Genomic DNA, 12,488 nt, shown 5'->3' with positions numbered 1-12,488 from the left:
GTCGCACCTCCTATTTGAAGACGCTCGGCAGCCACAGCGAAATGGCCGGAATGTAAGTGACGAGCCCCAGCACCACGAGACCTGCGCCATAGAACGGCCAGATCGAGCGCATCGATTCCCAAACGGATATCTTGCCCACTGCGCACGCCACGAACTGCACCGCGCCCACCGGCGGCGTGTTCAGCCCGATGCCGAAATTGAGGATCATGATGATACCGAAATGCACCGGATCGACGCCGTAGGCCTGCGCCACTGGCAGGAAGATCGGCGTGCAAATGATGATCGTCGGCCCCATGTCCATGAAGGTGCCGAGGAACAGCATCAGGAGGTTGAGCAGGAGAAGCACGACCAGCGGATCGTCCGAGATCGCGTTCATGGAGGCGATGAGCGCTGCCGGCACTTTCAGGAAGGCCATCAACCAGGAGAACGCCGCCGCCATGCCGATGATGAGCAGCACCATGGCCGTGGTGCGCACGGCGCCGTAGGTGGCATGAACGAAACCTTGCCAGGTCATCTGCCGGTAAACGAAGATGGTCACCAGCAACGCATAGATGACGGCGATACAGGAACTCTCGGTGGCGGTGAAGACGCCCGATCGCACGCCGCCGAAGATGATCGCGATCAGCAGCAGGCCGGGCACCGCAACGGCGAAAAGATGCGCAACGGCGGTGAAGCCCGGAAACGGCTCGGTCGGATAGCCGCGGGAGCGCGCTACGATATAGGCGGTCACCATCAGCGACAGGGCCAATAGCAGGCCCGGGATGATACCGGCCGTGAACAGATCGGCGATGGAGATCTTTCCGCCTGCCGAGATCGAGTAGATGATCATGTTGTGCGACGGCGGCAGCAGCAGCGCGATCAGCGCCGCCATCGACGTGACGTTGACGGCGTAGTCCGCTCCATAGCCGCGCGCCTTCATCTGCGGGATCATCAGGCCGCCGACCGCCGCTGCCTCCGCCACCGCGGAGCCCGAAATGCCGCCGAACAGTGTGGCGGTGGCGATGTTGACCTGCCCGAGGCCGCCGCGCAAATGACCGACGAGCGAGCCGGCGAAGGCAACGATCTTGCTGGCGATGCCGCCGCGCACCATCAAGTCGCCGGCGTAGATGAAAAACGGAATGGCCAGCAGCGAAAAGACGCTCATGCCGGAATTCAGTCGCTGGAATACGATGAGCGGCGGCAGGCCCATATAGAGGACGGTGGCAAGGCTTGCGACGCCGAGGCAGAAAGCGATCGGCGTGCCGATAAGCATCAGCAGGGTGAAGACGCCGAACAGAATCCAGAGTTCCATGGCGTCAGACCTTCACGTTCGCGGTGTCGAGTTCGGCCGCGACTTCGGCCGGCGGCAGTTCATCGAGGGCATCGTCGATCGGCGCGCCGGACAGGCGAAGCACGATGCGCTCCAGCGTGAAGAGCACGATGAGCGCTCCTCCCGCGACAAGCGGGACGTAGTCCCAGCCCCCCGATATGCCGAGTGACGGCAAGGTAGAGCCCCAGGTCAATGCGACCAGCTGGCTGCCATACCAGATCATGCCGATGCCGAAGACGAGCGCGACGAGGTCCGAAATCATCCGCAGCCAGCGCTTGCCGCCTTTCGGCAGCACGTAGAGCAGGACGTCGAAGCCAAGATGGTAGTTCTCGCGCACACCGACGGCAGCGCCGAGGAAAATGAACCAGCTCATCAGCATCACCGAGCCCGGCTCGGTCCAGCTCGGCGAGCGGTTCAGAACATAGCGGCCGAACACCTGCCATGCGACGAAGGCGGTCATCAGCACCAGCCCGATGCCGGCGATCGACAGCGCCGCCGTGCTGACGCGCGACATCACTTGCGCGACGCCGGACAGGAGCGGTCTTGGTTTTGGGCTGGAAGTCACCGGTTTTCTCCGCAAGAGGATGGCGGCGCGGAATGTCCGCGCCGCCGCTTGATCACTGCACGGCCTTGATGGCTTCGACCATGGCCTTCAGCTTGTCGTCCTTGACGTGCTTCTCATAGACCGGCCCCATCGCGTCGATGAAGGGCTGCTTGTCCGGCGTCGTGATCTGCGAACCCGCCGCCTCGACCTTGGCGCGCGATTCCTTGACCTTGGCGGTCCACAGCTCGCGCTGCTTGGCGACGCTTTCCTTGGCGGCCGCCTTGAAGATCGCCTGGTCTTCCGGCGTCAGCTTGTCCCAGCTCGACTTCGCCATGACGAAGGCTTCCGGCACCATCGTGTGCTCGTCGAGCGAATAATACTTGGCGACTTCCGCGTGCTTGGCAGTGTCGTAGCTCGGAAAATTATTCTCCGCGCCGTCGATGACCCCGGTCTCGATCGCCGAATACACTTCGCCATAAGGCATCGGTGTCGCGTTGGCGCCGAGTGCCGCCACCATGTCGACGAAGATGTCGGACTGGATGACGCGGAACTTCATGCCGGCCATATCGGCTACAGTGTTGATCGGCTTCTTCGAATTGTAGAAGGAGCGGGCACCGCCGTCGTAAAACGCGAGCAACACCAGCCCGACCTGGTCGAACGCTGCCGCGATCTGGTCGCCGATCGCCCCGTCCATGACCTTGTGCATATGCTCTTCCGAACGGAAGATGTAGGGCAGCGAGGGCACGGTGGTCTCGGGGATGAGCCCGTTGAACGGCGCCATCGAGACGCGGTTGAGGTCGATCACGCCGGTGCGCACCTGCTCGATCGTGTCCTTTTCCTCGCCAAGTTGCGCGGAAGGGTAGATCTCGACCACATAGCGGCCGGCGGTGCGCTCCTTCACCAGCTCGCCGAAATATTTGACCGCCTCGACCGTCGGATAGCCATCCGGGTGGGTGTCGGACGAGCGCAGGACCGTCTGGGCGCTTGCCGATCCGGCCAGCAGTGCGGCGGCAACTAGCGTAGCTCCCGCCAGTCTAGAAAAATGCAGCATTGGTTTCCTCCCGTTTTTGAAACGATGGCGGCAAGCGCCGTTAGAGCCGGTACGCCTTTTTCGCGAGCGTATAGGCAAGTTCCTGCGCCAGCTCGTGCGCCTCATCTTCGCCGAGCCGATGCTCAGTGACGAGACGCGCCAGAAAAGCGCAATCGACCCGGCGCGCCACATCATGGCGGGCCGGTATGGATGGAAAGGCGCGGGTGTCGTCGTTGAAACCGACGGTGTTGTAGAGACCGGCGGTTTCGGTGGTCATCTCACGGAACCTGCGCATGCCTTCGGGGCTGTCGTGGAACCACCAGGCCGGCCCGAGCTTCAATGCCGGGTAGACGCCGGCGAGCGGCGCCAGCTCGCGCGCATAGCTGGTCTCGTCGAGGGTGAAGAGGATGACGGTGAGGTCGCGCTCCAGCCCGACGCAGTCGAGCAGCGGCTTCAGCGCCGTCACATAATCGGTGCGGGTCGGGATGTCGAAGCCTTTGTCCCTGCCGAACTTCTGAAAGATAGAAGGCGAATGATTGCGCCATGAGCCGGGATGGATCTGCAGGACCAGCCCGTCGTCGCGACTCATCTTGGCCATCTCGGTCAGCATCTGGGCGCGAAACAATTTTCGCTCGCGCTCGTCGTCCGAGCCCCGGCGGATACGGTTGAACAGCTCCGCGGCGGCGGCATCCGAAAGATTGGCGGTGTCGGCCGTCGGATGGCCGTGATCGGAGGACGTCGCACCGAAACTCTTGAAGAAGGCGCGCCGCTGGCGATGCGCATCGAGATAGCCGGTCCAGCTGCCGGTGTCGCAGCCGGTGATGTCGCCAAGCCGGTCGAGATTGGCTGAGAAGCCTTCGAAATCGGGATCGACGACGGCATCCGGCCGGTAGGCGGTGACGACGCGGCCCTGCCAGCCGCTGTCGCGGATCGTTCGATGCCATTGGAGATCGTCGAGCGCGCCCTCCGTCGTCGCGATGACCTCGATGTTGAAGCGCTCGAACAGCGCCCGAGGGCGATAGTCTTCACGCTGCAGCAGCGTCGCGATCGTGTCGTAGTGGCGGTCGGCTGTCTTGGCATTCAGCGGCTCGCCGATACCGAACAGATGGGCGAGCACATGGTCGAACCACAGCCGGGTCGGCGTACCCCGAAACAGGTAATAATGCTCGGCGAAGCGCCGCCAGATCGTTCTGCCGTCGGTCTCCACCGGCGAGCCGTCAAGCGTCGGCACCCCAAGCTCCTCAAGCCGAACGCCCTGGCTGAACAGCATGCGGAAAATGTAGTGGTCCGGCACGATCAGCAATTGCGCCGGATCGGGAAACGCCTCGTTGAGCGCATACCAGCGCGGATCGGTGTGGCCGTGCGGGCTGACGATCGGCAGATCCTTGACGGCGGCGTAGAGATCGCGGGCCAGCGAAAGCGGGCGCGCCTCGGCGGCAAACAGCAAATCCGGATCCGTCAATGCGGCCACGTAAATCCTCCCAACCCGGACATCGGTAGGGTCGGAAAGAAATAATGTCAACATACAAAAACTGGGTTGTTGTATGATGACTTTTCGTCGGCCATTGCCCATTGTGCGTGACGGCATCGGGTGTTACGCCGCCTGCCAGCAGGGACCCAACAATCTCGATCAGACACGTGGCGCAATGACCAATAGACGCCTTTCCAACAGCACGCTGAAGGCACTGCCGGCTTCGGTCGCGGTTCCGCGCTACGCCCGCGGCGGCGTCGCACCGGGCATCGTCCATCTCGGCGTCGGTGCGTTCCATCGCGCCCATCAGGCGGCCTATGTCGACGACTGCCTGGCGGCGGGAGAGGCGGACTGGGGCATTGTCGGCGTGTCCTTGCGCAGTCCAGACACGCGCGACGCACTGGCGCCGCAGGATGGTCTCTACACGCTGGCGATCAGGAGCAGCATCGGCGAAGAGCTGCGCGTCATCGGTTCGATCCTGTCGCTGCTGGTGGCGCCGGAAGATCCGGCTGCGGTGCTCGCCGCTCTGACAGATCAGCGCACCCGCATCGTCACGCTCACGATCACCGAAAAGGCTTATCTGAGAGCAGCCGGCGGCGGTCTGGACAGCACCCATCCGGACATCGTCCATGATTTGGCTAACCCGCAAATGCCACGGACGGCGCATGGTTTTCTCACCGAAGCGCTGTCGCGCCGCCGTTTCGCCGGCATCAAGCCCTTCACCGTGCTCTGCTGCGACAACCTTCCGGCCAATGGCGCTACGCTGCACCGCCTGCTGGTCGAATTCGCAGCACTGCGCGATCCCGGCCTTGCCGGGCACATCGCCGACGGCGTCGCCTTCCCGTCAAGCATGGTCGACCGCATCGTGCCGGCGACCACCGATGCCGACCGGGCGCGTATCGCCGTCGAGCTCGGCGTCGAGGATGCCTGGCCGGTGATGACCGAGCCGTTCTGCCAATGGGTGGTCGAGGATGATTTCCCGGCAGGCAGGCCGGTCTGGGAAAAGTTCGGCGTCACCATGGTCGGCGACGTCGGGCCCTTCGAGGACATGAAGCTGCGGCTGCTCAACGGTTCGCATTCGGCAATCGCCTATCTCGGCCTGCTCAGCGGCTTCGACACGGTCGACCGCGCCTTTGCCGATCCGGCGATCCGGCAATTCGTCGACGGACTATGGGCCGAGGCTATCCCGACACTGCCGCAGGACGCCGGGCTCGATACGGCCGGCTACACGGCCCAGCTCGCCGAACGCTATTCGAACACCGCGCTCGCCCATCGCACGGCGCAGATCGCCAATGACGGTAGCCAGAAGCTGCCGCAGCGCATAGTCGCCTCGGCCCTCGATCGACTGAGCGCCGGTGACCCGCCCGCGCATCTCATGCTGGTGGTGGCGGCCTGGATCGCCGCTTGCGAGGCGCGCGGCAAAACCTTGCCGGAAGCCCATTTTACCGACCCGATCGACACTCCGCTTACGGCGCTCGGCAGCCGGCCGGCTGATGAAACGGTGACAGCGATATTCGATCTCGCCGGCTTCGCCAAAGACCATTCCCACCGCATGACACTGATCGATCTGACAGCAGCCCATCTCGAGCGCCTGCGGCGGGGCGGACCTGCCGCTGCCTTCGCGGCGCTTGGCATACGGAGTGAGAAGCCATGAGACAAACCTGGCGCTGGTTCGGGCCAGACGATCCGGTGACGCTTGCTCATGTCCGTCAAGCCGGCGCCGTCGGCATCGTCAGTGCGCTGCATCACCTCAATGACGGCCGCGCCTGGCCGGCGGACGAGATCGCCAGGCGCAAGGCCGACATCGAGGCAGCAGGCCTGACCTGGGATGTGGTCGAGAGCATCGTCGTTCATGAGGACATCAAGACCCGCAGCGGCAACTGGCGCACCCTGATCGACAATTACAAGGCGTCGGTCCGCTCCGTCGCCGCCGCCGGGATCAATACCGTCTGCTATAATTTCATGGCGATCACCGACTGGACGCGCACAGACCTCGATTATCCCATGCCGCATGGCGGCACGGCGCTGCGCTTCGATGTCGTCGAGCTCTGCGCCTATGACGTCTTCATCCTTGAGCGAGAAGGGGCGGAGGCCGATCACCCGCCGGCCCGCGTCGAGGCCGCGCGTGTGCGACTGCAAGGGATGAGCGACAGCGACAAGGCAAGGCTGGAGCGCAACCTGATCGGCTGGGTCCCGGCGCGCGAATTCATCTTCGATCGGGCAAGCTTCCGCCGCGCCCTCGACCTCTACAAGGACGTCTCCACCGAAGGCCTGCGCGAAAACCTGTTTGCCTTCCTGCGCGAGATCGTGCCGGTGGCCGAAGAGGCCGGCGTAAGGATGGCGATCCATCCCGACGATCCACCTTTTTCGCTGTTCGGCCTGCCGCGCATCGTTTCCAACGCCAATGATGCCCGCGCGCTGCTCGACGCCGTCGCTTCGCCGGCCAACGGGTTGACGCTGTGCACCGGCTCCTACGGCGCGGGCGCGCAGAACGATCTGCCGGCAATGGCCAAGGCCTTCGCCGAAAACATCCATTTCGCCCATCTGCGCAACGTCACCAAGGAGCCAGACGGCTCCTTCCACGAAGCCGAGCACCTCGACGGCGACACCGACATGGTGGCGGTCGTGTCGGCGCTGATTGGCGAAGAGCGGCGGCGCAAGGCGGCAGGCAGGGCGGACTGGCAGATCCCGATGCGTCCCGACCATGGCCACGCCATCGTCGACGACATCGGCAAGAAGGTGAACCCCGGTTATTCCTGCATCGGCCGCCTGAAGGGCCTCGCCGAACTGCGCGGCGTCATGCGCGCAGTGGAAATGTTGACCTAAGCAGGTAAGCAAAAAGCCGGACGAGGCCCGGCTTTCAAAAACCCGTGAATGACGTTCGCTTTACGCCGGCAACAGCGCGCCTTCGAGCGTGGTGAGTTGGCTAAGGAACTGCTCGGCCTTGCTGCGGGTCTGATCGTCCTTGGCGTCGGCGGCGTCTTCTTTTGCTTCTTGGATGCGGCGGGCAAGGTCGGCGCGGTCGATGTCGCCGACGGCCACAGCCGATTCCGCCAGCAGCGTGCAGCCGGCCGGAACGATGTCGGCAAAGCCGCCGAACACCACATAGCGCTCTTCCTTGCCTTGCGCGGTCTTCAGCGTAACGACGCCCGGCTTGATTGTGGTCATGACCGGGGCGTGATGCGCCATGACAGTCATCTCGCCTTCGGCGCCCGGGATGACGACGGATTCGACTTGCTCGGAAACCAAGAGGCGCTCCGGCGAGACCAGTTCGAATTTGAAAGCTTCAGGCATGATCAATTTAGCGAGTAGGGAATAGGAAACTAGGCAGTAGCAACTGGCCCTAACCGGCCCACATCACGCAACTGCTATTTCCTAACCACTACTGACTACTCCCTATTCCCTAAATTAAGCCGCTTCGGCGGCCAGGCGCTGTGCCTTCTCGACCGCTTCCTCGATGCCGCCGACCATGTAGAAGGCCGCCTCCGGCAGATGGTCGTAGTCGCCGTTGCAAAGGCCCTTGAAGCCCTTGATGGTGTCGGCGAGGTCGACCAGCTTGCCCGGTGCGCCGGTGAACACTTCGGCGACGAAGAAGGGCTGCGACAGGAAGCGCTCGATCTTGCGGGCGCGGGCAACCGTCTGCTTGTCCTCTTCCGACAGCTCGTCCATGCCCAGGATGGCGATGATATCCTGCAGCGACTTGTAGCGCTGAAGAATCGACTGCACCTGGCGGGCGACCTGGTAATGCTCTTCGCCGACGACCATCGGGTCGAGCATGCGCGAGGTCGAATCGAGCGGATCGACGGCGGGATAGATGCCCTTTTCCGAAATCGCGCGGTTGAGCACGGTCGTCGCGTCGAGGTGGGCGAACGAGGTCGCCGGTGCCGGGTCGGTCAGGTCGTCGGCCGGCACATAGATCGCCTGCACCGAGGTGATCGAGCCCTTGGTCGTCGTGGTAATACGCTCCTGCAGCGCGCCCATGTCGGTGGCCAGCGTCGGCTGGTAGCCCACGGCCGAAGGAATGCGGCCTAGCAGCGCCGACACTTCCGAACCCGCCTGCGTGAAGCGGAAGATGTTGTCGACGAAGAACAGCACGTCCTGGCCCTGGTCGCGGAAATATTCGGCAACCGTCAAGCCGGTCAGGCCGACGCGGGCGCGGGCGCCCGGCGGCTCGTTCATCTGGCCATAGACGAGCGCCGCCTTGGATCCTTCGCCGCCGCCCTTCTTGTTGACGCCGGACTCGATGAACTCGTGATAGAGGTCGTTGCCTTCGCGGGTGCGCTCGCCGACGCCGGCGAACACCGAGAAGCCGCCATGCGCCTTGGCGACGTTGTTGATCAGTTCCTGGATCAGCACCGTCTTGCCGACGCCGGCGCCGCCGAACAGGCCGATCTTGCCGCCGCGGGCATAGGGGGCCAGCAGGTCGAGCACCTTGATGCCGGTGACCAGGATCTGCGCTTCCGTCGACTGCTCGACATAGGTCGGCGCCGGCTGGTGGATCGAGCGCATCTCGATGCCGTCGACTGGGCCTGCCTCGTCGACCGGCTCGCCGATGACGTTAATGATGCGGCCGAGCATGCCCGGGCCGACCGGCACGGTAATCGGTGCACCGGTGTCATAGACGTCCTGGCCGCGGACCAGCCCTTCGGTCGAGTCCATGGCGATGCAGCGCACAGTGTTCTCGCCCAGATGCTGGGCAACCTCGAGCACCAGGCGATTGCCGACGTTGATCGTCTCAAGCGCGTTCAGGATCGCCGGCAGATGTTCGCCGAACTGGACGTCGACAACGGCGCCGATGACCTGCCGAACCTTGCCGGCCAGGCCGGTTTTCTTGATGGTGGCGGCCGGCGTATTCACAGCGGCGGCCTTGGTTGCTGCCGCCTTCTTGGCCGGAGCGGCCTTGCTTGCCGCCGCAGCCTTTGCTGGTGCCGCGGCCTTAGGGGCTGCCGTCTTCGGGGTCGCTGCTTTCGCCATCGTCTTTACCCTTTTCGTCTCTTTGTTTCTCACACGCTTGAGGTCGATGACCTCCTTGCGAGCGTGCCTAGAGCGCCTCGGCGCCCGAAATGATTTCGATCAATTCCTTGGTGATCTGCGCCTGCCGCTGGCGGTTGTAGGTGATCGACAATTTGTTGATCATGTCGCCGGCGTTGCGCGTCGCATTGTCCATGGCGCTCATCTTGGCGCCCATCTCGCCGGCAGCATTCTCGAGCAGCGCGCGAAAAACCTGCACGGAAATGTTGCGCGGGATGAGATCGGAGAGGATTTCGCCCGGCTCCGGCTCGTATTCGTAGACAGCGCTGCCGCCATCCTTCACTTCCGCGGCAGCCGAAGGCGCGCCCGCCGGGATAATTTGCTGCGCGGTCGGGATCTGGCTGATCACCGACTTGAACTGCGAATAGAACAGCGTGCAGATGTCGAAGCCGCCTTCGTTGAACAGGTGGATCACCTTCTTGGCGATGGCATCGGCATTGACGAAGCCCAGCGTCTTGACCTCGCGCAGATCGACACGCTCGATGATCAATGCCCCGTAGTCGCGGCGCAATATGTCGAACCCCTTCTTACCGACGCAGATGATCTTGACCTGCTTGCCGTCGGCCAGAAGCTTGCGGATGTGGTCGCGGGCAAAACGGGCGATCTGCGAATTGAAGCCGCCGCACAGACCACGTTCGGCCGTGCAGACGACAAGCAGATGCACGTCGTCCTTGCCGGTGCCGGTCATCAGCGCCGGGGCATCGCCGCCGTCGCCGATCGCCTGGGTGATGTTGGCCAGCACCGCGCCCATGCGCTCCGAATAGGGACGCGCCGCTTCCGCCGCTTCCTGCGCGCGACGCAGCTTCGCCGCGGCGACCATCTGCATCGCCTTGGTGATCTTCTGCGTCGCCTTGACCGAGGCGATACGGTTACGAAGGTCTTTTAACGAAGGCATGCTTCAAACCTGATCCCGTCCGTCCTGCTCAAGCAAAGGTCTTGGCGAAGGCGTCGATTTCTGCCTTCAGCCTGGCGCGCAGATCGTCGGACAGCGCCTTCTCCTTGCGGATGCCGTCGAGCACGTCCTTGCCGGCCGAGCGCATATGCGACAACAGGCCATGCTCGAATTTGCCCACCTGGTTGATCGCAAGCTTGTCGAGATAGCCATTGACGCCGGCGAAGATCACCGCGACCTGCTCCTCGACTTTGAGCGGCGAGAATTGCGGCTGCTTCAACAGCTCGGTCAGGCGCGAGCCGCGGTTGAGCAGGCGTTGCGTGGCGGCATCGAGGTCGGAGCCGAACTGCGCGAAAGCAGCCATCTCGCGGTACTGCGCAAGCTCGCCCTTGATCGATCCGGCAACCTGCTTCATCGCCTTGATCTGCGCCGAGGAGCCGACGCGCGACACCGACAGGCCGACATTGACCGCCGGACGGACGCCCTGGAAGAACAGATTGGTTTCCAGGAAGATCTGGCCGTCGGTGATCGAGATGACGTTGGTCGGGATGTAGGCCGAAACGTCGTTGGCCTGCGTCTCGATGATCGGCAGCGCCGTCAGCGAACCGCCGCCATTTTCGTCATTGAGCTTGGCGGCGCGCTCAAGCAGGCGCGAGTGCAGGTAGAAGACGTCGCCCGGATAGGCCTCGCGGCCCGGCGGACGGCGCAGCAGCAGCGACATCTGGCGATAGGCGACGGCTTGCTTCGACAGATCGTCGTAGCTGATCAGCGCATGCATGCCGTTGTCGCGGAAATATTCGCCCATGGTGCAAGCGGTGAACGGTGCCAGGAACTGCATCGGCGCCGGATCGGAGGCGGTCGCGGCGATGATGATCGAATAGTCGAGCGCGCCGCGCTCTTCCAGGACCTTGACGAACTGCGCCACCGTCGAGCGCTTCTGGCCGACGGCGACATAGACGCAGTACAGCTTTTCCTTCTCAGGGCCGTTGTCGTGCACCGATTTCTGGTTGAGCATGGTGTCGAGGATGATCGCGGTCTTGCCGGTCTGGCGGTCGCCGATGACCAGTTCGCGCTGGCCGCGGCCGACCGGGATCAGTGCGTCGATGGCCTTGAGGCCGGTCGACATCGGCTCGTTCACCGATTTGCGCGGGATGATGCCGGGCGCCTTGACGTCGACGCGCTTGCGCTCGGTGGCCTGGATCGGGCCTTTGCCGTCGATCGGGTTGCCGAGCGCGTCGACGACGCGGCCGAGCAAGCCCATGCCGACGGGCGTATCGACGATGGCGCCGGTGCGCTTGACGGTGTCGCCTTCCTTGATGTCGCGGTCAGCGCCGAAGATGACGACGCCGACATTGTCGGCTTCGAGGTTGAGCGCCATGCCGCGGATGCCGCCGGGGAACTCGACCATCTCGCCGGCCTGGACATTGTCGAGACCGTAGACGCGGGCGATACCGTCACCGACGGACAGCACCTGGCCGACTTCGGAGACCTCGGCCTCCTTGCCGAAATTCTTGATCTGGTCTTTCAGAATTGCGGAAATTTCCGCGGCGCGGATGTCCATCAGCCGACCTCTTTCAGTGCAAGCTTGAGCGAATTGAGTTTGGTTTTGAGCGACGTATCGATCTGGCGCGAGCCGATCTTGACCACCAGTCCGCCGAGCAGCGACGGATCGACGGTGACCGTGATCGCCACGTCCTTGCCGGCGACGCTTTTCAGCGCCGCTTTCAGTTCGGTTTCCTGGGCAGGCGTCAGCGCATGCGCCGAGGTGACCTCGGCAGCGGTCTCGCCACGGTGTTCGGCGGCGATCTGGCGGAACGCCTTGATCATGCCGGGCACGGCAAACAGCCGGCGATTCTGGGCAACGACGCGCAGGAAATTGCCGGTGAGGCCGGTAATCCCTGCTTTGTCGGCGATCGCGGCGATCGCCTTGGCCTGGTCCTCGCTGGAGAAGACCGGGCTCCTGATCAGCCGCGAAAGGTCAGCGCTGCCTTCGAGCATGGCTTCGAACCTGTTGAGGTCGGCCTCGACGCTCGCGACCGAATTGGTCTGCAGCGCGAGTTCGAACAGCGAACCCGCATAGCGTTCTGCGACACCTGAGATTGGCGATGACGATTGGGCCACGGACCGTCTTTTCTCTTGTCTGACAGGCCGCAGATTGTTGGCGCGAGCAAAAACTCTGGCTAAATCTTTGACCTTACTGCATTTTTCCAA

Annotated in this window: 11 protein-coding genes; 2 read left to right on the top strand and 9 right to left on the bottom strand. The window is 63.5% G+C overall.

What is annotated here, in order from left to right; all coding sequences use genetic code 11:
* Positions 1–10: 10 nt before the first annotated feature.
* The 4 genes from NKI79_RS19550 to uxaC form a co-directional block, all read right to left on the bottom strand.
* Positions 11–1,291, bottom strand: a complete 1,281-nt coding sequence (locus NKI79_RS19550) for a TRAP transporter large permease (RefSeq protein WP_352803527.1) — start codon at positions 1,289–1,291, stop codon at positions 11–13.
* A 4-nt stretch (positions 1,292–1,295) separates the two neighbouring features.
* Positions 1,296–1,823 (bottom strand): TRAP transporter small permease, encoded by a 528-nt coding sequence (locus NKI79_RS19545; protein WP_352803629.1) that lies wholly within the window; start codon positions 1,821–1,823, stop codon positions 1,296–1,298.
* Between the two features lie 103 nt (positions 1,824–1,926).
* Complete coding sequence (locus tag NKI79_RS19540; RefSeq protein ID WP_352479586.1) at positions 1,927–2,904, bottom strand: TRAP transporter substrate-binding protein; 978 nt, start codon at positions 2,902–2,904, stop codon at positions 1,927–1,929.
* 40 nt (positions 2,905–2,944) lie between these two features.
* Positions 2,945–4,354: a glucuronate isomerase gene (gene uxaC / locus NKI79_RS19535; RefSeq protein ID WP_352803524.1), complete on the bottom strand. Its 1,410-nt coding sequence runs from the start codon at positions 4,352–4,354 to the stop codon at positions 2,945–2,947.
* 175 nt (positions 4,355–4,529) lie between these two features.
* Between uxaC and NKI79_RS19530 the strand changes: the two genes are divergently transcribed.
* Entirely contained in the window at positions 4,530–6,008 is a 1,479-nt protein-coding gene (locus NKI79_RS19530; RefSeq protein WP_352803522.1) for a mannitol dehydrogenase family protein, read from the top strand.
* The gene (uxuA, locus tag NKI79_RS19525; RefSeq protein WP_352701323.1) at positions 6,005–7,180 is read left to right on the top strand and encodes a mannonate dehydratase; all 1,176 of its coding nucleotides are present in this window, start codon (positions 6,005–6,007) and stop codon (positions 7,178–7,180) included. Before NKI79_RS19530 ends, uxuA begins: the two co-directional genes overlap by 4 nt.
* Positions 7,181–7,240: 60 nt before the next feature.
* Here the strand turns inward: uxuA and NKI79_RS19520 are convergent, their stop codons facing one another.
* The 5 genes from NKI79_RS19520 to NKI79_RS19500 all read right to left on the bottom strand — a co-directional run bounded on the left by NKI79_RS19520 (position 7,241) and on the right by NKI79_RS19500 (position 12,398).
* A complete protein-coding gene (locus tag NKI79_RS19520; protein WP_352701322.1) occupies positions 7,241–7,648 on the bottom strand; it encodes a F0F1 ATP synthase subunit epsilon in 408 nt (135 codons plus the stop codon).
* 114 nt (positions 7,649–7,762) lie between these two features.
* A complete protein-coding gene (atpD, locus tag NKI79_RS19515) occupies positions 7,763–9,328 on the bottom strand; it encodes a F0F1 ATP synthase subunit beta (RefSeq protein ID WP_254820455.1) in 1,566 nt (521 codons plus the stop codon).
* Positions 9,329–9,395: 67 nt separating this feature from the next.
* A complete protein-coding gene (locus NKI79_RS19510) occupies positions 9,396–10,280 on the bottom strand; it encodes a F0F1 ATP synthase subunit gamma (RefSeq protein WP_352801579.1) in 885 nt (294 codons plus the stop codon).
* 28 nt (positions 10,281–10,308) lie between these two features.
* Positions 10,309–11,838 (bottom strand): F0F1 ATP synthase subunit alpha, encoded by a 1,530-nt coding sequence (atpA, locus tag NKI79_RS19505; RefSeq protein WP_254820453.1) that lies wholly within the window; start codon positions 11,836–11,838, stop codon positions 10,309–10,311.
* Positions 11,838–12,398, bottom strand: coding sequence for a F0F1 ATP synthase subunit delta (locus tag NKI79_RS19500; protein ID WP_352801577.1), 561 nt, complete (start codon positions 12,396–12,398; stop codon positions 11,838–11,840). Before NKI79_RS19500 ends, atpA begins: the two co-directional genes overlap by 1 nt.
* Between the last annotated feature and the right edge of the window lie 90 nt (positions 12,399–12,488).

This window comes from Mesorhizobium sp. M0340, assembly GCF_040321535.1.
GTDB lineage: Bacteria > Pseudomonadota > Alphaproteobacteria > Rhizobiales > Rhizobiaceae > Mesorhizobium.
This window is presented reverse-complemented; position numbering and strand designations above follow the sequence as displayed.

Coding starts and splice junctions, on each gene's coding strand:
- NKI79_RS19550 (WP_352803527.1), bottom strand. CDS start 1,291: ATGGAACTCTGGATTCTGTTCGGCGTCTTCACCCTGCTGATGCTTATC.
- NKI79_RS19545 (WP_352803629.1), bottom strand. CDS start 1,823: ATGTCGCGCGTCAGCACGGCGGCGCTGTCGATCGCCGGCATCGGGCTG.
- NKI79_RS19540 (WP_352479586.1), bottom strand. CDS start 2,904: ATGCTGCATTTTTCTAGACTGGCGGGAGCTACGCTAGTTGCCGCCGCA.
- NKI79_RS19530 (WP_352803522.1), top strand. CDS start 4,530: ATGACCAATAGACGCCTTTCCAACAGCACGCTGAAGGCACTGCCGGCT.
- uxuA (WP_352701323.1), top strand. CDS start 6,005: ATGAGACAAACCTGGCGCTGGTTCGGGCCAGACGATCCGGTGACGCTT.
- NKI79_RS19520 (WP_352701322.1), bottom strand. CDS start 7,648: ATGCCTGAAGCTTTCAAATTCGAACTGGTCTCGCCGGAGCGCCTCTTG.
- atpD (WP_254820455.1), bottom strand. CDS start 9,328: ATGGCGAAAGCAGCGACCCCGAAGACGGCAGCCCCTAAGGCCGCGGCA.
- NKI79_RS19510 (WP_352801579.1), bottom strand. CDS start 10,280: ATGCCTTCGTTAAAAGACCTTCGTAACCGTATCGCCTCGGTCAAGGCG.
- atpA (WP_254820453.1), bottom strand. CDS start 11,838: ATGGACATCCGCGCCGCGGAAATTTCCGCAATTCTGAAAGACCAGATC.